At 62.9% G+C, this 19956-nt stretch carries 18 protein-coding genes, 1 tRNA gene and 1 pseudogene; 9 read left to right on the plus strand and 11 right to left on the minus strand.

All coding sequences use genetic code 11. The annotated features are described in order from the left end of the window. Positions 1 to 12 precede the first annotated feature (12 nt). The 4 genes from ACEN9O_RS14225 (at position 13) to ACEN9O_RS14240 (ending at position 4997) form a co-directional block, all read left to right on the plus strand. Positions 13 to 2541 carry an alkaline phosphatase D family protein gene (locus ACEN9O_RS14225; RefSeq protein WP_495618173.1) on the plus strand — a complete coding sequence of 843 codons (2529 nt, stop codon included), beginning with the start codon at positions 13 to 15 and terminating at the stop codon, positions 2539 to 2541. A gap of 134 nt (positions 2542 to 2675) precedes the next feature. Continuing rightward, positions 2676 to 3584: a DMT family transporter gene (locus ACEN9O_RS14230; RefSeq protein ID WP_495618174.1), complete on the plus strand. Its 909-nt coding sequence runs from the start codon at positions 2676 to 2678 to the stop codon at positions 3582 to 3584. 9 nt (positions 3585 to 3593) lie between these two features. After that, positions 3594 to 3980: a methylglyoxal synthase gene (locus ACEN9O_RS14235; protein WP_495618175.1), complete on the plus strand. Its 387-nt coding sequence runs from the start codon at positions 3594 to 3596 to the stop codon at positions 3978 to 3980. 42 nt (positions 3981 to 4022) lie between these two features. Further along, positions 4023 to 4997, plus strand: a complete 975-nt coding sequence (locus tag ACEN9O_RS14240) for a quinone oxidoreductase family protein (protein ID WP_495618176.1) — start codon at positions 4023 to 4025, stop codon at positions 4995 to 4997. A 96-nt stretch (positions 4998 to 5093) separates the two neighbouring features. Here ACEN9O_RS14240 and ACEN9O_RS14245 read toward each other — a convergent pair whose 3' ends face one another. After that, complete coding sequence (locus ACEN9O_RS14245; RefSeq protein WP_495618177.1) at positions 5094 to 5762, minus strand: DUF4136 domain-containing protein; 669 nt, start codon at positions 5760 to 5762, stop codon at positions 5094 to 5096. A gap of 208 nt (positions 5763 to 5970) precedes the next feature. Between ACEN9O_RS14245 and pepN the strand changes: the two genes are divergently transcribed. The 5 genes and pseudogenes from pepN to ACEN9O_RS14270 all read left to right on the plus strand — a co-directional run. Continuing rightward, a complete protein-coding gene (gene pepN, locus ACEN9O_RS14250) occupies positions 5971 to 8658 on the plus strand; it encodes an aminopeptidase N (RefSeq protein ID WP_495618178.1) in 2688 nt (895 codons plus the stop codon). Positions 8659 to 8786: 128 nt separating this feature from the next. Beyond that, positions 8787 to 9788, plus strand: a complete 1002-nt coding sequence (locus tag ACEN9O_RS14255) for a class 1 fructose-bisphosphatase (protein WP_117011885.1) — start codon at positions 8787 to 8789, stop codon at positions 9786 to 9788. Between the two features lie 106 nt (positions 9789 to 9894). Next, positions 9895 to 9970 (plus strand) — tRNA-Thr (locus tag ACEN9O_RS14260). 179 nt (positions 9971 to 10149) lie between these two features. Beyond that, a complete protein-coding gene (locus ACEN9O_RS14265) occupies positions 10150 to 11142 on the plus strand; it encodes a tyrosine-type recombinase/integrase (RefSeq protein WP_495618179.1) in 993 nt (330 codons plus the stop codon). A gap of 83 nt (positions 11143 to 11225) precedes the next feature. Then, positions 11226 to 11552, plus strand: a pseudogene (locus ACEN9O_RS14270) (helix-turn-helix domain-containing protein); the annotation flags it as partial. 5 nt (positions 11553 to 11557) lie between these two features. On the opposite strand, the gene ACEN9O_RS14275 reads toward ACEN9O_RS14270, so the two are convergent. From ACEN9O_RS14275 to ACEN9O_RS14320, 10 genes are all read right to left on the minus strand, one after another. Next, positions 11558 to 11899 (minus strand): PaaI family thioesterase, encoded by a 342-nt coding sequence (locus ACEN9O_RS14275; RefSeq protein ID WP_495618180.1) that lies wholly within the window; start codon positions 11897 to 11899, stop codon positions 11558 to 11560. After that, the gene (locus tag ACEN9O_RS14280) at positions 11896 to 12564 is read right to left on the minus strand and encodes an alpha/beta fold hydrolase (RefSeq protein ID WP_495618181.1); all 669 of its coding nucleotides are present in this window, start codon (positions 12562 to 12564) and stop codon (positions 11896 to 11898) included. Before ACEN9O_RS14280 ends, ACEN9O_RS14275 begins: the two co-directional genes overlap by 4 nt. Next, entirely contained in the window at positions 12561 to 13136 is a 576-nt protein-coding gene (locus tag ACEN9O_RS14285) for a putative glycolipid-binding domain-containing protein (RefSeq protein ID WP_495618182.1), read from the minus strand. Before ACEN9O_RS14285 ends, ACEN9O_RS14280 begins: the two co-directional genes overlap by 4 nt. A gap of 19 nt (positions 13137 to 13155) precedes the next feature. Then, a complete protein-coding gene (locus tag ACEN9O_RS14290) occupies positions 13156 to 13527 on the minus strand; it encodes a VOC family protein (protein ID WP_495618183.1) in 372 nt (123 codons plus the stop codon). A 47-nt stretch (positions 13528 to 13574) separates the two neighbouring features. Next, complete coding sequence (locus ACEN9O_RS14295; RefSeq protein WP_495618184.1) at positions 13575 to 14549, minus strand: hypothetical protein; 975 nt, start codon at positions 14547 to 14549, stop codon at positions 13575 to 13577. A 120-nt stretch (positions 14550 to 14669) separates the two neighbouring features. Further along, positions 14670 to 15407: a LytR/AlgR family response regulator transcription factor gene (locus ACEN9O_RS14300; protein ID WP_495618185.1), complete on the minus strand. Its 738-nt coding sequence runs from the start codon at positions 15405 to 15407 to the stop codon at positions 14670 to 14672. 5 nt (positions 15408 to 15412) lie between these two features. Further along, positions 15413 to 16531: a sensor histidine kinase gene (locus tag ACEN9O_RS14305; protein WP_495618186.1), complete on the minus strand. Its 1119-nt coding sequence runs from the start codon at positions 16529 to 16531 to the stop codon at positions 15413 to 15415. Positions 16532 to 16682: 151 nt separating this feature from the next. Beyond that, a complete protein-coding gene (locus ACEN9O_RS14310) occupies positions 16683 to 17753 on the minus strand; it encodes a S41 family peptidase (protein WP_495618187.1) in 1071 nt (356 codons plus the stop codon). Positions 17754 to 17863: 110 nt separating this feature from the next. Then, complete coding sequence (locus ACEN9O_RS14315; RefSeq protein ID WP_495618188.1) at positions 17864 to 18616, minus strand: LytR/AlgR family response regulator transcription factor; 753 nt, start codon at positions 18614 to 18616, stop codon at positions 17864 to 17866. Then, positions 18616 to 19947 (minus strand): sensor histidine kinase, encoded by a 1332-nt coding sequence (locus ACEN9O_RS14320; protein WP_495618189.1) that lies wholly within the window; start codon positions 19945 to 19947, stop codon positions 18616 to 18618. The genes ACEN9O_RS14315 and ACEN9O_RS14320 overlap by 1 nt, the downstream gene beginning before the upstream one ends. Between the last annotated feature and the right edge of the window lie 9 nt (positions 19948 to 19956).

A 19956-nucleotide genomic window follows, 5' to 3' on the forward strand; every position in this document is an offset into this window, starting at 1 on the left:
AGCGGAGAAGACATGGACAGAAGGCAGTTTCTTAAATACGGCAGCTTTATCACGGTTTCGGTCGCCTCTGGCGCCGGCCTGGTTGCCTGCGGCGGTAGCAGCTCCGCGCCCGCCGATGGCACCACCGACTTGCCGCTGGCCAGCGGCGCCTGGAAGTTCCCGCAGAGCGTAGCCTCCGGCGACCCGCACAGCGACAGCATCATGCTGTGGACCCGCGCCGTGCCGGCATCGGCCGACAGCGTAGCCGCCGCGCCGACCGCGTCGGACAGCGCGATCCGCCTGGTGATGACCGCCGCCGACAACAGCGCGGCCCTGGGCGGCAGCACGGCGCTCAGCGGCGCCACCGTGGTCGACGTCAAACTGCCGTTGCAGTCGCAATACGACAACACCGTGCGCCACAAGGTGACGGGCCTGAATCCCAACACCGTGTACTACTACCAGTTCGTGGCCGGCGACACGCGTTCCAACGTCGGCCGCTGCAAGACCGCGCCGGCCGCCGACGCCGACGTCTCGCAGCTGCAATTCGCCTACATGACCTGCCAGGACTGGAGCGTCAACCACTGGGGCGCGATGACCAGCATCGCCGGCGAGAACCTCGACTTCATCGTCCACCTCGGCGATTATATCTACGAAACCGTGGGCGACAGCTTCCAGCAGGCTGCGGTCGAAGCGCGCCATGACGCGCTCGCGCTGCCGGACGGCGCCTTCAAGAGCGGCACCTCGGGCGCCAAATACGCCACCACGCTGGCCGACTACCGCTACCTGTACAAGAAGTACCGCACCGACGCGCGCCTGCAGGCGCTGCACGAGCGCTTCGCCTTCATCGCCATCTGGGACGACCACGAATTCTCGGACGACTCGTGGGGCGACGCCCAGACCTACGACGGCAGCTTCAACGCCGACGGCTCGGACCTGCACCAGACGGGCCGCCGCCGCAACGCCAACCAGGCCTGGTTCGAATACATGCCGGCCGACGTCAACCTCGACACCGCCACCACCAGCTTCCAGAACATCAAGATTTACCGCGACTTCCAGTTCGGTAAGCTGATGCAGCTGGTGATGACCGACGAGCGCCTGTACCGCGCCGACCACGTGATCCCGGAATCGGCGGTCAATCCGGCCACCGGCCTGCCGCTGGGCCGTATCGGCTCGCGCTACCTGGTGTCGCAGGACGTGTACAACACGGTCGAGGCGCAGAAGATGGCCGGTTCCACCACCATCGGCCTGGAGCCGCTGGCCACCGTGACCATGCTGGGCACCACCCAGCGCCAGTGGTGGATGGACAAGATGAAGGCCGCCACGGCGACCTGGAAATTGTGGGGCAATGAAGTGTCGCTGATGCGCATGGGCCTGAACGGTGTGGACGCGGTCGCGGCGCTGCTGGCGCTGAACGCGGTGCCGACCATCGCGGCATCGATCGGCAGCACGACGGCGGCGGTGGGCGGCAAGCTCCCGCTGGCGGCCGCCATCGTCGCCGCGGCCACGGCCGGCGCGTCGGCTGCGTTGGCGCAGGCCGGCGGGACTGCGGCCTACACCAGCTTCGCCACCGGCGGCACGGCTGCGGCGCAGGGCGCGGCGGCAGTGGCGGCGGGCTTGAGCGCGGCGCAGGCGGCGATTACGGTCGCCACCATGAACGCGGTCATCGACAGCAATCGCGGCGTGGTGCCGGCCACCGCTGCCCAGCAGATCGCGGTAGGCGCGCAGACCATCGCCTTCGGCTACATCAAGCCGGACGTTCAGGCCAGGAAGGCCGAGTCGCCGTTCGTGGTGGCGTCGGGCAAGGGGGCGGCGCTGGCGCCGTTCTTCACGCGCTTCCTGCTCAACTGCGACCAGTGGGACGGCTATAACAGCGAGCGCAAGGCGCTGATGGCGCACCTGAAGACCAACAGCATCAGCAACGTGGTGGCGATCACCGGCGACATCCACGCCTTCTTCGCCGGCACCGTCAGCGACGACTTCGACGCCACCGGCGGCGGCACGCCGGTGATGGTGGACCTGGTGTCGGCCGGTATCAGCTCGGATTCCTTCTTCAGCTACCTGCGCGACGCGGCGACGGCGCTGGGCGACATCGCCGCGCTGGTGTCATACCCGCTGGCGATACCGGTCACTGGCCTGGGCACCTTGAGCATCTCGATCAACATGCTGGACTACACCATGGGCAAGGCCGTGCCGACCGTAGCCAGCCTGCTGGAGCAGATCCGCGTGCAGGTGCGCGGCGCGCTGGGCGCCAAGGGCTTGCCCGAGGCGCAGCTGGACGCGACCACCAGCGCGGTGCTGGCTGGCCTGCAGGCCAGCAGCGACTTCAGCGTATCGTTGCTGGCGCTGGCGCAGCAGTTGTCCGGCCTGGGCAATAACCCATGGATCAAGCATCTGAACACCGATGCGCAGGGCTACACGCTGGTCACGCTCACGCCGGGCAAGATGGTGACGCAGTTCAAGCAGGTCAACAAGCTGGTGGGCGGCAACGCGCCGACCAGCGTGGTGGCCCGCGTGACCACCGCCACCGTGACGGCCGGTTCGGCCGCTGTCGCCATCAGTTAAGCCGCGTCCTCCCGTCATTCCCGCGTACGCGGGAATCCATGCTGAGTCGAATAGCAGATGTTCTATGGATTCCCGCCTGCGCGGGAATGACGGGGCGGCCAGCAGCTTCGTCCGTTTGCCCGTACAATTCCGGTATGGAAAAAAGCATCACGGACAGCGCGCCGGCGCGTGCCGCCTATCTGGGCGGCTTGGGTATCGCCATCGGCGGGGCGGTTCTTTTCTCGACCAAGGCGGTGGTGGCCAAGCTGCTGTACCGCTATCAGATCGACGCCGTCACACTGATCGCCTTCCGCATGCTGTTCTCGCTGCCGGTGTTCGCCGCCGTCGCGCTGTGGAAGATGCGCACCGAAGCGCCGCTGTCCAACGCCGACCGCTGGCGCATTGTCGGCCTCGGCCTGGTCGGCTACTACCTCTCCAGTTTTCTCGACTTCCTCGGCCTGCAATACATCTCGGTCGGCCTCGAACGGCTGATCCTGTTCCTGACGCCGACCTTCGTGCTGCTGATCTCCTCCACCGTGCTCAAGCAGCACATCAGCCGCAAGCAGTGGCTGGCGCTGCTGAGCTCCTACTGTGGCATCGTCTTCGTCTTCCTGCACGACCTCAACAGCGGCAGCAAGAACGTCGCGCTTGGCGCCACGCTGGTCACCGGCTCGGCCGCGGCGTATTCGGTGTACCTGCTGCTGTCGGGCGAGATGGTGCGGCGGCTGGGCTCGCTGCGGCTGGTGTCGTATGCGATGTGCGTCGCCAGCGTGGCCTGCATCGGCCAGTTCTTCCTGCTGCGGCCGGCCTCCGGGCTGATCCAGCCGCTGCCGGTGTACGGCCTCTCGCTGGTCAACGGCATCCTGTGCACGGTGATGCCGGTGTTTATGACCATGGCCGCGGTCCAGCGCATCGGCGCCGGCACCGCTTCGCAGGCTGGTATGATCGGCCCCGTTTCAACGTTGTTCCTGGGCGCGCTGCTGCTGGGCGAGCCTGTCACGTCCTGGCAGTTGGGAGGCACCGCGCTGGTGCTGGCCGGGATTTATCTGCTGTCAAAAAAATAGGATCAAGACATGAAAACCCGTATTGCCCTGATTGCCCACGACAAGAAAAAAGACGACATGATCGCGCTGGCCGGCGAGTACAAAGCCTTCCTCGCCACCTGCACGCTGACCGCCACCGGCACCACCGGCGGCCGCCTGATCAACGAGCTGGGGCTGACGGTGGACCGCAAGCATTCGGGCCCGTTCGGCGGCGACTTGCAGATCGGCTCGATGCTGGTCGAGGGCGAGATCGACTGCGTGATCTTCCTGCGCGATCCGATGACGCCGCAGCCGCATGAACCGGACATCAACGCGCTGGTGCGCGCCTGCGACGTGCACAACACGCCGTGCGCCACCAACCTCTCGTCGGCCCACCTGGTGCTGTCGCAGTTGCAGCAGCGCGCCGCCACGGCCTGACCGGCGCTACACTTTTCGCAATCCCCCACAACGGAGCAGGACATGACCAAGGTAATCCGCATCAACCGCGTCGGCGGCCCGGAAGTAATGGAACTGGTGGACGTCGAGCTGGGCCCGCCCGGCCCTGGCGAAGCGCAGGTACGCCATGAGGCGATCGGCCTGAACTTCATCGATGTCTATCACCGCACCGGCCTGTATCCGCAGCCGATGCCGGGCGGCCTGGGCATGGAGGGCGCCGGCGTGGTCGAGGCGGTGGGCGAGGGCGTGACCGAGGTGCAGGTGGGCGACCTGGTGGCCTACGCCGGCCGGCCGATCGGCGCCTATGCCGAGGCGCGCAACATGCCGGCCTCGCAGCTGCTGGTGCTGCCGGAAAAGATCGGCTTCGACACGGCGGCCGCGATGATGCTGCAAGGCTTGACGGTGCAGTACCTGTTCCACCGCACGGTGCCGCTGAAGGCTGGCGACACCATCCTGTTCCACGCGGCGGCCGGCGGCGTCGGGCTGATCGCCTGCCAGTGGGCCAGGGTGATGGGGGTGACGCTGATCGGCACGGTGGGCTCGGAAGAGAAGGCGGCGCTGGCCACCGAGAACGGCGCGCACCACGTCATCAACTACAACAAGGAAAACTTCACCGAGCGGGTCAAGGAGATCACCGGCGGCAATGGTGTGGCGGCGGTGTACGACTCGATCGGCAAGGACACCTTCCTCGGCTCGCTGGACTGCCTGCGGCCGCTGGGCACGATGGTCAGCTTCGGCAGCGCGTCGGGACCGGTGCCGCCGTTCAGCCTGAACGAACTGGCCAGCCGCGGCTCGCTGTTCATCACGCGGCCCTCGCTGATGTCCTACATGGCCAGCCGGGAGGATCTGGAAGCGGCGGCCAAATCGCTGTTCGGCGTGGTCGCCAGCGGCGAGGTCAAGATCGACATCCGCCAGCGCTACGCCCTGGCGGACGTCGTCCAGGCCCACATCGAACTGGAAGGGCGCAAGACCACCGGCTCGTCGATCCTGCTGCCTTGATAGCCGTCATTCCCGCGCAGGCGGGAATCCATACTGAGCTTGCGGCGGACGCTCAGCATGGGTTCCCGCCTGCGCGGGAACGACGACCGTGATTGATTAACCAGCCTTGGCGGCGGCCGCTTGCACGGTTTCGGTTTTCGGCTCGATGGTCAGGTCGACCTTGCGCGGCACGCCGTTCACGCCGGGGAAGCCGGTGAAGGCGCTTTGCACCAGCGCCGGCATCACGTGCGGCGTGGCCTGCACGCGGCTGGTGTTCTGCACGGTGACGTCATACAGCTTGCGGCCGTCGAGCCCGTTGATCGTGATGCGCAGCTGGCGCTGGTACTCATGCTTGACGCGCTCTTCCACGTAGGTCGGACCGAAGCGGTAAGGATCGTAGAAGAACGGACGATAGCCCCAGCGCGGATAACCCCAGCCGTAACGGACCCAGCCCGAACCCCAATACGGCCCCATGAACGGATCTTCCAGCTCCAGCACCCGCACCGGATGGTCGATGGTGTTGAATTTCATGCTGACGAGCAACTTCGGCTGCTGGCCGTCGCTGGCCTGGTGGAAGCCCAGCTTGCCCAGTTCATTGCTTACCAGCACCTGATAGTTGCGGTATTCCAGCGTGTCGTCCGCGCCCTGCGGGGCCTCGAACGCATAGGATTTATCCTGCAGGTCGGCTGGCCAGGCGTTGAAGGCCGTGACGTCGCTGCGGATGGTGGTGGCGCAGCCGCTCAGCAGCATGACTGCGGCGGTGGCCAGCAAGGCGAGATATTTCATGATATTGCCCCTCTCGGTTTCAGACGGTTCTTTTCCATACTAAGTTTACGACGGCGGCTCCGTCCCTGCATGATTATTACAGAATGTTACGGCAAGGTGGAAACCAGCAACTATCAGCAAACTATCCGGGCGGCTCGGGCAATTCGCCCGTCCTCCTGCGGCTGGTATTGGTAAAATAGGCTTTTGCTTACGTCACCAGAGTCCTCCAATGCGCACAGACAGCAGTCCACAGACGATATTCCGCAAAGATTACACCCCTCCCGCCTACCTGGTTGATACCGTTGAACTCGGCTTCGACCTCGATCCCGACCGCACCGTGGTCGCCAACCGCATCACGATGCGACAGAACCCGGCCGCCAAGGGGCGGGCGAGCCACGATATCGTATTGCACGGCGAGGAGATCGAACTGGTGGCGCTGCGCATGAACGGCAAGCCGCTGGCGCCGACCGAATACCGCCTCGACGGCAGCACGCTGACCATCCGCAAGGCCCCGGCCAAGGTGGTGCTGGAAATCGAAACGCTGTGCGCGCCGGTGCAGAACACCAGCCTGTCCGGCCTGTACGTCTCGAACGGCAATTTCTTCACGCAGTGCGAGGCCGAAGGCTTCCGCCGCATCACCTATTTCCCCGACCGTCCGGACGTGATGGCCAAGTACACCGTGATGCTGCGCGCCGACAAGGCCGCCTATCCGGTGCTGCTGTCGAACGGTAACCTGATCGAGGAGGGCGAGCTCGGCGACGGCCGCCACTACGCCAAATGGGAAGACCCGTTCAAGAAGCCGTCCTACCTGTTCGCGCTGGTGGCCGCGCGCCTGGTCTGCCAGGAAGAAAAATACACGCTGAAGTCGGGCCGCGAGGTGCTGCTGCAGGTGTGGGTGGAAGAGGGCAACCTCGACAAGACCGACTACGCCATGCAGTCGCTGAAGAACTCGATCCGCTGGGACGAGGAACGCTTCGGCCTGGAGCTGGACCTGGACCGCTTCATGATCGTCGCCGTGGGCGACTTCAACATGGGCGCGATGGAGAACAAGGGCCTGAACATCTTCAACACCAAGTTCGTGCTGGCCAACCCGCGCGTGGCGACCGACATCGACTACGCCGGCATCGAGGCGGTGGTTGGCCACGAATACTTCCACAACTGGACCGGCAACCGCGTGACCTGCCGCGACTGGTTCCAGCTGTCGCTGAAGGAAGGCCTGACCGTGTTCCGCGACCAGGAGTTCAGCGCCGACATGATAGGCACCGACAGCGGCCGCGCCGTCACCCGCATCGACCAGGTGCGCACCCTGCGCCAGGCGCAGTTCCCGGAGGACGCCGGCCCGATGTCGCACCCGGTGCGCCCGGACTCCTTCGTCGAGATCAACAACTTCTACACCGTCACCGTGTATGAAAAGGGCGCCGAAGTGGTGCGCATGTACCAGACCTTGCTGGGCCGCGACGGCTTCCGCAAAGGCATGGACCTGTACTTCAAGCGCCACGACGGCCAGGCCGTCGAATGCGACGACTTCCGCGCCGCCATGGCAGACGCCAACGGCCGCGACCTGCGCCAGTTCGAGCGCTGGTACTCGCAGGCCGGCACGCCCATCGTCACCGCGCGCACCCGCTACGACGCGGTCAAGCGCAACTTCGACATCATCCTCAGCCAGCGTGCTCCCGCGTCCTCGTCGGCCTCCGCCGGCCAGGGCGACAAGCTGCCGTTCCACATTCCCGTGGCGGTGGGCCTGCTGAGCGCCAGCGGCAAGGACCTGCCATTGACGCTGGAAGGCGGCAAGCACGCCAAGGGCGCCACCACCGTGGTGCTGGAGTTGACCGAGCAGGAGCAGATCTTCCGCTTCCGCCACGTCGACGAACGGCCGACGCCATCGATCCTGCGCGACTTCTCGGCGCCGGTGATCCTCGAATACGACTACACCGACGACGAGCTGCTGCACCTGTTCAGCCACGACAGCGACCCGGTCAACCGCTGGGAAGCGGGCCAGCGGCTGGCGATGGAACGCCTGCTGAAGCTGACCGCGCAAGTGGCGGCGGCCGGCGGCAGCGACGCCAACCTGAAACTGGACGCCACCTTCATCAACGCCCAGCGCGCCGTGCTGACCGACGAATCGCTCGACCCGGCCTTCCGCGAGTTGGCGCTGATCCTGCCGTCGGAAATCATCATCGCCGAGCAGATGGACGTGGTCGACCCGCAGGCGATCCACGTGGCGCGCCAGTTCATGCGCCGCACCATCGGCGCGGCGCTGAAGCCCGAGCTGCTGGCGCAATACCACGCCAACCAGACGCCCGGCGCCTACAGCCCGGACGCGCTCTCGGCCGGCAAGCGCGCGCTGAAGAACCTGTGCCTGTCCTACCTGATGGTGGCGCCGGACATGGCGGAACTGAAGCTCGCGCAGCAGCAGTTCGAAAAGGCCGGCAACATGACCGACCGTTCGGCCGCGCTGGTGTCTATGATCCACAGCGGCGCCGAAGCAGGCCCGTACCTGAAGGCGTTCTACCAGGACTTCGAAAACGAGGCGCTGGTGATCGACAAATGGTTTGCTATGCAGGCCGCCGCGCCGACCACCAACGTCGCCGCTGTGCGCAAGCTGATGCAGCATCCGGCCTTCACGCTGAAGAACCCGAATCGCGCGCGCAGCCTGATCTTCAACTTCACCAGCGCCAACCCGTCGCAGTTCCATGCGGCTGATGGCAGCGCGTATGAATTCTGGGCGGAGTTCGTGATCAAGCTGGACGCGATCAACCCGCAGGTAGCGGCACGCCTGGCGCGCGGCATGGACCGCTGGCGCCGTTACGCGCCGGCGCTGCAAGCGAAGATGAAGCGCGCGCTGGAGAAAGTCGCCGGCCGCGCCAAGCTATCGAACGACGTGCTGGAAGTGGTCACCAAAGCATTAGCCAACTAGCGTCGTCCACGACAGCTAGCGTCATCCACGACAACTAGCGTCATCCCCGCGAAAGCGGGGATCCATGCTGAGCCTCCGTCAGCCGGCAATAACAATCTAAACAGTTTATATTCACCTCAAGGGAAACCATGAAACGCATCAGCCTCACACAATATCTGGTGGAAGAACAGCGCCAGAACAACTCGATCCCGGCCGAACTGCGCCTGCTGATCGAAGTGGTAGCGCGCGCCTGCAAGACCATCAGCCACTCGGTAGGCAAAGGCGCGCTGGGTGAAGTGCTCGGCACCGCCGACACCGAAAACATCCAGGGCGAAGTGCAGAAGAAGCTGGACATCATCTCCAACGAAATCCTGCTGGAAGCGAACGAATGGGGCGGCCACCTGGCGGCGATGGCATCGGAAGAAATGGAATCGATCCACCCGATCCCGAACCGCTATCCAAAAGGCGAATACATGCTGCTGTTCGACCCACTGGACGGCTCGTCGAACATCGACGTCAACGTCTCGATCGGCACCATCTTCTCGGTGCTGAAGGCGCCTGAAGGCATGGGCCAGCCGACCGAAGCGGACTTCATGCAAGCCGGCACCAAGCAAGTAGCCGCAGGCTACGCCGTGTACGGCCCGCAGACCATGCTGGTGCTCACCACCGGCAATGGCGTCAACTGCTTCACCCTGGACCGCGAGATGGGTTCGTGGGTGCTCACGCAGCGCGACATGCAGATCCCTGCCAAGACCAAGGAATTCGCGATCAATATGTCGAACCAGCGCCACTGGCACGCGCCGGTGCAGCGCTACGTCAGCGAACTGCTGGCCGGCGACACCGGCCCGCGCGGCACCAACTTCAACATGCGCTGGATCGCCTCGATGGTGGCCGACGTGCACCGCATCCTGAACCGTGGCGGCATCTTCATGTACCCGGCCGACACGCGCGACACGTCGATGCCAGGCAAGCTGCGTTTGATGTATGAGGCGAATCCGATGGCCTTCATCGTCGAGCAGGCGGGCGGCGCGGCCACCGACGGCCAGAACCGCATCATGGAGATCCAGCCGCACAAGCTGCACCAGCGCGTGCCGGTGTTCCTAGGTTCGCGGGACGAAGTGGCGGTGGTGACGGGCTACCACGCAGGCTGAGAAGCCTCAAAATCGCGCAAAGCAATGACATTTTTGCAGCATGGCTAAAATTTATCGCGTTGGGACTAGCGTGTAGCAAGAAATATTTGTTAGAATGTGCGACTTCGCCGCTTTAGCTCAGTTGGTAGAGCAGTTCATTCGTAATGAAAAGGTCGCCAGTTCGATTCCGGCAAGCGGCACCAGAACACAGCAGTAAAAAGTATTAAGAAGTCTCAAAACCCGCTCTCCTCATAGGAGAAGCGGGTTTTTTGTTGTCCTTGAAAATCCGAGGGGTTAACATAAAATCAAGGACACATACCGACACTTTTGACGGTATCTCGTTGCTGAGCTCGATTTCGTATACCGACAGAGGGAGGCTCCCATGGCACTCACCGACACCTTTGTTCGTTTCGCCAAGGCAAGCAAGCCGAGCGGCGACAAGCATTACGATGGCGGCGGCCTCTACATTCACATCAAGCCCCAAGGCAGGTACTGGCGGCTGGATTACCGATACCTCAACAAGCGCAAGACGATGGCTCTGGGCACCTATCCCGAGGTCGCCCTCGTCAAGGCGCGACAGCGGCGCGACGACGCGCGCGTGCTGCTGGCCGATGGCATCGATCCGGCCGAGGCCCGCCGCGAGGAGCGCGAGGCGAAGCTGATCGCCGCCAGCCACACCTTCGAATCGGTCGCCCTCAAGTGGCTGGAGATGCAAGGGAAGATGCGCTCCGCCAGCACTCAGAACAAAGTGCTGGCCTGGCTGCAGCACGATGTGTTTCCTCTCATAGGCAAGCGGCCGATCTCCGCGATCAAGCCACGCGACGTATTGGCCGTGGCGCAGAAAGTGGAGGCCCGCGAGGCCTATGATTCTGCGCACCGCATCAAGCAGATGTGCGGGCAGATCTTTCGATACGCCGTCGCCCTCGACCTGGTGCAACGGGACGTGACGGCGGATCTGCGCGGCGCGCTGGCGGTGATCCCGCGTTCCCACCACGCGGCGCTGACGGAGCCGAAGGATGTGGCGGCACTGATGCGGGCGATCCACGGCTACGACGGCTATCCGGTGGCCAAGGCGGCGTTGAAACTGGCGCCGCTGGTGTTTGTCCGTCCGGGCGAATTGCGGGCCGCAGAATGGGCGGAAATCGATCTGGATGGGGCAGAGTGGCGCATCCCGGCCGCGAAAATGAAAATGCATGTCGAGCACATCGTCCCGTTGGCGCGGCAAGCTGTGGCGATCCTACGCAAGCTATATCCGGTAACGGGAGACGGCCGGTATGTCTTCCCAAGCCTGCGCACGCCGCGTGAATACATGAGCGAGAACACGGTCAACGCGGCGTTGCGCGGCCTTGGATTGTTGATTTGCACCGAAAACTGACCCATCTTACCCCGTAATTTGCATCAGAATCTGACCCACGTTTAGACCACAATCCTACTTATGATGATGAGTAGGGGATTGGAGTGATCGACGTGGCACTACTTGGAATTATTAGACGCTGGCACATTCGTGACCAGATCCCCTTGAGAGAAATCGCCAGGCGATTGGGCATCTCTCGCAACACCGTCCGACGCTACCTGCGCGCGGAGATGACTGAGCCTTCCTATGCAGATCGGCGAACGCCGAGTGCGATCGACAAGTATGCGTTCCAACTATCGGGGATGCTAACGGACGAAGCAGCAAAGTCTCGCAAGCAGCGACGTACGTTAAAGCAGATCCACGAGGACCTAAAGCAGTTGGGTTTTGAAGGTTCTTACGACAGGGTCGCAGCGTTTGCGAGGGTATGGCGGGCGGGTCAAACTGAGCGGGTCAATTCGGCAAGCAAACAAACACACAGGATGTCCTGTTCTTTCGCGCTGCGGAGGAACGCTGTCTTGATATCGGTCGTTACCCATTGCTCGCTTGTGCCACGCTCGGTCATGATGGCAAGCCACATGGCCACGTCGGCAGCTCCCATGATCGTCATCCCGCTGACAATTCCGCCGGGCCGTTCGAGGCTGCGGCTAAATGGCACAGTCACAGTGCATTGTCCTACCCCGCAGCTGGATACAAACAGTTTATACGGTTCGAGGAATGCCGATGCCGCGAGTACCGCATTCAACTCGTCGAGGGAGGCCATCATTTGACTTGTTTTCATGTAGTGAGCTCTTGAACGAAATCTAGAAAATCCCCTGGCGCCTCATCGATGATGCTATGCCCGGTTGGCAACGATTTCACTATCCAGCCCGGATCAACCTTCAAGCGCTCGTAGGTGGAGGTGAAGGGCGTGTGATCCCATCCGCTCGCATAGATGAATATCTTTTTCGGAATCTCTTTCCATCGACCGCTGAGATGTATCGTCTGACGAAACGCTGCAAGCGGATGGGGAACGCGCCTCGGATCGGGGCCGGGCGGGGGAGTCACGCCGAAGCCATCCGCCGCCGATCCATCTATCGCAAGCTTTCGGAAATAGTCGCCCGCCAGCGTCCACCAGGCATCGCCATCTTCCGGGACAAAGGCGTCCACATACACCAGTGCAGCGATCTTGTCCGGCAACCTGTCTGCGACTCCGGTGATGACCATCCCGGCATAACTGTGACCGCAAAGAATGACGTCGCTAAGATTTTCGAAGTTGAGAACGTTCGCTACATCCATGATGTGCGTGTCCATGTTCGGACGGGCGTGCGCGAGATGCACGCGTTCACCGAGGCCGGTCAACGTGGGTGTGTAGACGTCATGCCCGAGACCGCGTAGTGTTCGCGCTACTGAAGCGTAGGTCCAGCCGCCACGCCAGCCACCATGGACCAGAACAAAAGTACTCATCGAAAATCTCCCTGCAGCCTGCGGAACATGGGCGGATAGTCGAGCACGAGCCCGTGCTGATCCACGTCCAGTTTGGCGGAAAATTCGCGAAAAACTCCGTCGTAGCGGTAACGCGAACCGGCGACCAGGCAGGTATAGCGTTGTCGATCGCGATGGGGCAGGAACTGCGCTGCGACCTCGCTTGGCAAAGGAATGTAGGCGACATCGATCTCCGCGCTCGCCTGCGCCGTCAGTTTCAGCCGCCTGATCGGCAGGGTGTTGGTTGCCGGCGTAACGCCAATGTCGACGTCCAGACAACCGTCAAGAGAGGGAAGCGGCTCGCCGCTGAGCCGGTTCCACCAATGCCCTTGACCGTCGGCTTCCACCTCCAGGCAAGGGCCGCCCACATACGCGACACGCACCTGTCGCGTGTGAAAGTGCGCGTCGGTACGAACAAGATAATGGGCGCCGTAATGTCCTTCGCGAGTGCCGATGAGCACTCCTTCGAGGACGAATCCTTCATCGGTTTCGGAAAAATGACACCGTTCCAGTCCTTCGCCGTTCCAGTCGCACCAGTGAACAATGGCAGGCATTTGACACCTCGATTCCGCGTTATAGATTCGGTTCGTGTCCGACCTCGATGGTGATCCCGCCTGGAGCGCGGCAGTAAAAGCGGCGTGCTCCCCGTGTCAATTCGACGTCGCCAGGCGCGAAGCCGCCTGCGCTAAGTTCGGCGTGCTTCGCGTCGACGTCGTCTTCACTGGGCACCAGGAAGCCGATGTGGAACGTGTCCGGATAGGCTGTTGCCGGATCGACCTTGCTCGAATGCCGCATCAGAACGATCAGCATGCCCGCTGCCCCCTTGAGGACGGCCATGCCGTTATTGCCGCGCGTTTCACCCACGGTGAAGTCGAAGTGGTTCGAAAAAAAAGAGGCTGCGGCAGCGACGTCGGTTACCGACAAATGAAGGTGATTCAGTTGCATAAAATCTCCGGTGGCAAAACATAGATGACCGTTCAAGCCAAGGCAGGTCAACGGCCCGCTTCCGCCGCGCGCGCATCGAGCCACGGCGCAAGCGATACGCTCCAGATGTTCTGGCTGCCATTGTCCCATTGCTCGCTCCTGGCCAGATCCTCCCGCGCCTGTGCGAGTGTACGCGGGAAACGGACAGCTTCGGTTCGGCTAGTGCTGAAATACAGGGTGCGGCCATCGGGCCCGAGCCGCGCCTCGTTGGTATCGACGGCGCTGCCATTGACCAGCTCTCCCAGATCAATCGGCGTGCCCCAGCCTTCGCCGCGCCGAAACGCAATCATCAAGCGTTCGGACGCGTTTGGCCCAGGCAGCATCGAGCCGAACACGATGAACGATTCGTCCGGCGCGACGGCTGGGTCGACATCCTGCGTGCGTGGGTCGCCGAACGATTGCGCTACTGGCGACAAGTATGCACCGTTTCGATATTGCGAGCGCCACAGACGAAACGGCGCTTCGGCACTGACCCGCTCGATAAAGTACAGGCTGCCGTCGCCGGTCACGCTGGGCGCCCAGGTGCTGTTGCCGCGGTTGACGGTGGCGGGCAGGTGCACTGGCGCACCCCAGCCGGCGCCGAGGCGGTCGACGCGCCACAGGTTGCCTGCGGGGCCCTTCAGGTCGCCTTGCTTGACGGGCCGGTTGGAGACAAACACCAGGAAGGAGCCGTCCGGGGCCATGCTCGGTTGCTGGTCCATCCATTGCCCCGAAAACGGGGCGATCTGCGGCGGACTCCAACGGTCGCCGGCTCGCTCTGATTGCATGATCGTGCTATTGCGGGAGAAATAGACCGTGTTCCCGTCGGGCGTAAAGGTGGCATCGGCATCATTGGCGGGGCCGGAAATAACCCCCGCCGCGAAAATTTTCGGCGCACCGGTCGGCGGCGTGTCGGCTGCGACGCTAACTGGCTGCGCCAGGATCAGCAACGCGCCGAGCATGCCGGCGCAGATAGCTACATGATTGGGTTTGGTGGCATTCATGCGTTCTCGATAGAAGTGGTGGTTTCCGGGCTTGCGCTGCACTGTAATTGGGAGGCAAGGCGAAGACGATGGATAATCGACGAATGACGTTTTAGCGCGACGAACTGCACGCGCCCACGGTCAGTCCGGTAGCGGCAATCCGAGCCGCGCCCTGACTTCCGTGAGATAGCTGCGGCCGACTCTGGCAGGTCGGCCGTTGCGGTCGATGATTTCCCAGACACCCGCGCCTACGTGCCTGAGATGCGCGACGCAGTCAATACGCACGACCGTGGAGCGGTGCACTTGCACAAACAGCGTCGGGTCGAGGCGGCCAACAAGCGTCGACAGCACGGCGCGCATCAAGTAGGAGCGCGTTTCGACGCTGAGCCGGACATAGTCTCGCTCGGCGTCGATGCGCAGCACCGAATCGGCGGCCACGCGCATGATGCTGCCCGCGTGGGGAACCCAGAAATCCTGCATCGGCGGCGCGTGATCTGTAGTGGCCCTTCGTGCCGCGAGGATCTGCTCCGCTCTTTTCACGGCCCGCATGAAACGGTGCGATTCCAAGGGCTTGAGAAGGTAGTCGACGACGGCCAGATCGAATGCCTGCGTGGCGTAGTGATCGAACGCGGTCACCAGAATGACGAGCGGCGCGGGGTTCCAGGCCTGAATCGCCACGGCAAGCGCAAGACCATCCATACCGGGCATGCCAATGTCGAGAAAAACAAGCTCGGGCCTGTGCGATGCGAGCGCGATCAGGCCCGCTGCGCCATCGCTGGCATGGCCGATCACGTCCACCGTGCCGGCTTTCTGGCACATCTGGTATACCGCGTCGATCGCGAGCGGCTCGTCGTCGATGATGAATGCGTGGATCGACATTGCTGCTAGCGCCTGAACGGTGGCAGCAACAACTCCACCCGAAAGCCACTCGGCGACACAGGCCCGGCCGCGCACGTCGCCATGCCGTCATATTGGAGGGCAAGACGTTCGGCGACGTTTTTCAGGCCGATGCCCATGCCTTTTGGGGCCGTGCCGACACGAACCGCATCGTCTTCGATCACAATCTGAAGCTGGCCATCGGGCAGGACGCGGGCCAGGATCTGGATCAGCACAGGTGCGACTGAACAGCCCAGCCCATGCTTGACGGCGTTCTCGATAAGCGGCTGCAACAGCAAGCTTGGTATCAGCGCGGCTGCGGCCTGGGCGGTGACGTCCACCCGCACCTGCAGCCGTTGTGGAAACCGCCGGCGTTCAAGTTCGAGATAACCGACCTGTATATCGATTTCGTCGGCCAGGGCGGCGTCGGCCAAGGGATCGGCTGTCAGGCTGTAGCGCATGAAACGCGCGATCTGCCCAATCATCACTTCCACTTCGGCCATGTCATGGCGCCGGACGAGCGTCATCAGCGAGTTGAGGACGTTGAAGAGAAAGTGCGGGTTGATCTGGTAGCGCAAGGTACGGATTTCGGCGACGCGGGCTGCGGCGCGGTGGGCATTGGCACGCGCATCGGCGAGCCTGGTCGCGGCGGCCGACGCCAGGGACAGGCACAACATGCCCCACGCGAGGAAAACAAAGGTCCAGCTGATCAACAAGTCTGAAATGGCGACAACGACCTGGCGGTTGACGCATGACGCGTCCACGTTGCAATCCGAACCGGGCATCGGCGCGATGACATAAAACACCAGAACGTTCACGGTGGCAAAACCCGTTCCGGCGGGCAAGCTCATGATCATGGTCAGCAGGATTTTCCGGCGCAACGAGGCCTTTGCGGTCCGCTCGAGCACCCGATACATTATCCAGGACAGCGAAATGCCAACCATCGCCACCGCCGCACGACGCATCAACGACTCGGCTTGATGGTCGACCCCGAGCAGTGCCGCCCGCAAGGTGTACATGGTGACGAAAGCCAGCCAGAACAGCGCAAGGGCTGCGGCAACTGAGCGCCGCGGAAGGGGCGGCGCGTGTGCATCTGCTACGGCGGAATCGACAATTTGCTTGGACACTGCAAAGGCTACCAAGTAGGTTTAGACAAGGATGCGGGGTCGGTCAACGGACTCGAACCGACGGGCCGCAGTTGACCGACTAGATCGTAGCGTATTGCGTCGCTATGAGAAAGACAATTTTTCCTGCGGGTAGTACCCTTTCCGTAGATTATTACAAAGCCGTCTCTAACTCGGCGAGTTTCTTTTCAAGCGTTGTGCGCTCTCCGGGATTTTTAATTTTCGGCATGACCTGACGCAGGGCCAGCGCATTTGCTTTAGTCAGGGCCTTGTCCGCGGCGATGGCAAACTCAGGTTTAACTCCCGTCCCTTCCCAATCGCCTTTTGTGATCAGGTTGATCGAGCGTCCTACCGGTATCACGGCGACCAGGTTCGGATCGATACGGAACGGTTGGATCGGATGTGCACCGCCTCCGGTTGTTTCACCAACCACTGTGATGCGCTTGATAGCCTGGAGGTTGTACGTGAAATCTTCGGCTGCGGAGAAGGTTTCGCCGCTGGTCAACACATAGACAGGCTTGTCTGCGCCAAAGCGCGCTCCTGGAACGGCGGGATCGCTCCAGAAAGAATGGGTTTCATTATCGGCCCGGAAGTATATGTCCGACAGATGGACCTTCTGATCGCCAAGCAGGTAACTGGCCACATGCGCCACCATGTGCGGGTCGCCGCCACGGTTGTCGCGCAGGTCTATGATCATCGCGTAGCCATTGGCTGCCAAATTCATGGCGGCTGTGGCGGCTGCCTTGCCAGTTCCCGCTTCAAAGAACCCGTTTAACTTGAGGTACATGATATTGCCGGGCAGGCGTTCTACCTTTTCAAAGGCGAAGTTCATGTATTGCCCCACTTCGGTCATACGCTGTCGAACCTCGGGAGGCGGGGCCTGGTTGAGCGAGGGACGAGGACGATCAGGTTGCGCATTTGGGACGTAGCGGATGCTCAGGTGTTTGTCCGGGTGGGAAGCTTGGATATGCGTCGTCAGCAATTCTGCGAATTCCGCATCCGTCGCAGCCTTCTCGTAGTCGCCCTTGAGCAAATGATCGCGGACGGCGGCGGCCATCTTGTTGCCTTCGTCCGCGTAAATGTATTTGGCGGAGAGGCGTTGGGCCAACAGGTCGACGGCAGCGGCCTTGTCTGAGGCGGTCAACGGCTGGGACTGTTGCATTGCTGCGGCAGGCCGCTGTTCTTGTGCGCTTACGGTGGTGGCGGTGATGGCGGAGAGGATCATGATTGCTGCTGGAAGGAGGTGTCGCATAATAGGATTTGGCTCCATAAAAAAGTAAAATAAGTACTGCTTTTGCGATGCCTGATGACGTCGTGGTTGATAAAGGTGCTCAACTACATCTGGCGGAACTGCCGGGTAAATGCTTCGCTAACGGTCAACCGCTCGGATCGGCCCTTCAGGATCACCTCCAGGCCGGCGCCGCCGCGCCCTCCGAGTTCACTGCGTTCGATCCGGTCGACAGCCTGCAGGTTGACGATGGCGCTGCGGTGGATTTGCGCGAACAGCTGCGGGTCCAGCTGCTCCAGCAGGGACTTGAGCGGCAGCCGTATCAGCGCATCGCCTTTCTCCGTCACCACCCGTGTGTACTTTTCATCCGACTGGAAGTACAGCACTTCGCTCACCATCACCAGCCGCACCGTATTGCCGCTCGAAGCCTTGATCCACTTGAGGTACACCGGCGCGCTCTCCTGCTCGAACAGCTTTTCCCACACGGCCGGCGGCGGGCTTGCGGTCGCGCGCGACTTCAGGCGGCGGATCGTCTGCAGCAGGCGCGCGGTCGTCAAAGGCTTGACCAGGTAGTCGGACGCGCCGGCGTCGAAAGCGGCCAAGGCATAGTCCGCGTAGGCCGTAACGAACACCACCTGGCAGGACTCGGGAATATGGCGCGCCACTTCCATGCCGTTCAGGCCGGGCATCTGGATGTCCAGGAACACGATGTCCGGTCTCAGTGTATCGATCGCCGCCACCGCGTCGATGCCGTTTGCGACTTGGCCGGCGATCTGCAGCTCGGGCCACAGCACGCGCAGCTGGTCCGTCAGTTCCGCCCGCAGCAGGGGCTCGTCTTCGACGATCAGGGCGCTGGGCATCAGGCGTGGCCTCCTGCCACAGGCACCGTCAGCACGGCGCGCACTCCTTGTGCGTCGCCGGGGCCCACGAACAGGCTGGCCTCGCGTCCGTACAGCAGCTGCAGGCGCTCTGCGATATTCGCCAGTCCCGTGCCTTGCCCGGCCTGTTCGGTCAAACCGACGCCGTCGTCGACCACATACACGCTCAGCAGCTCGCTCGCCGCCTTGCTCTCGCACCTTGCGCTGACGGTGATCAGGCCCGGTCGGCTGGCCCGCTCCAAGCCGTGTTTGACGGCGTTTTCCACCAGCGAGATCAGCATCGCCGGCGGGAAGGGCAGGCTGCGCAATTCGTCGTCCACGTCGACCGCGAAGCGCAGGCGCACGCCCATGCGGATGCGCATCACCGCCAGGTAGTCGCTGACAAGATCCATTTCCCGTCCCAGGGTCGAGGATACCGAGCGCATATCCGGCAGCGCGTTCTGCAGGTAGCCGACCAGGTGGTCGAGCATGTCCTGCGCGGCGTGCTGGTCGGTGCGGATCAGGTACTTCAGATTTGCCAGGGTATTGAACAGGAAGTGCGGCTCGACCTGGGCCTGCAAGGCCGAGAGGCGCGCCTGCAGCGAGGTGCGTTCCAGCTCGCGTTCACGCCGGGCCGCATTCAGTGCGTTGGCATGGCGCTCGAGGTGCTGGCGCAGTTGGGCGCACACCATCTCGGCGGCCTTCAGCGACTCGCCCTGCTGGATCGCGAACCAGGCCAGGCCGGCGCGGCTGCGCAGCTCGATATGGCAGCTGGGACCCAAATCGGACGATACCCTCACCTCGACATGGCGCCCCAGCCTCAGCGGGAGCCAGCGGGCCAGCACGATCCGGCCCTTGAAAGGGTCGTGGAAGAACGCCGGCGGGCCGGAGTAGCCGAGCGCCGTGCCGAGCGCGAGACCCGACAAGGACTCGGTGCACAGGTCAAAGGTGGTGTAGGGATTGAACGGCGCATCGATGCGGCGCGTCACCGAGGAAGCCATCCCCTCGGCGCACAGCGCCTTGCCTTCCTCGCTCAGCCGGGCAAGAAAGCTGCGGGCGATTCCGGTCGACACCAGCGCGAACCAGGCCACCACCGCCAGCACGCCGCTGCCGACCATGTAGGGATTCAGCTTGCGGGCCTCGAATCCGCCCGGCGCAGCCGTGCCGGAATTCAGCCAGAGCGGCAGCAGCGCGACCGCCAGCGACAGGAACAGCAGCGAACCGGCGTTGAAGCGCAGCGCCGATTGCAGCAGGTAGCGGCGCACCAGGCGGCGGTCGTGCCTGACTTCCGGTACGGGAGGAGCGTTGAAAGCCGGAAATGCGGGAGAACTCATTAAATGCCT

The sequence above is a fragment of the Duganella sp. Dugasp78 genome (assembly GCF_059491455.1).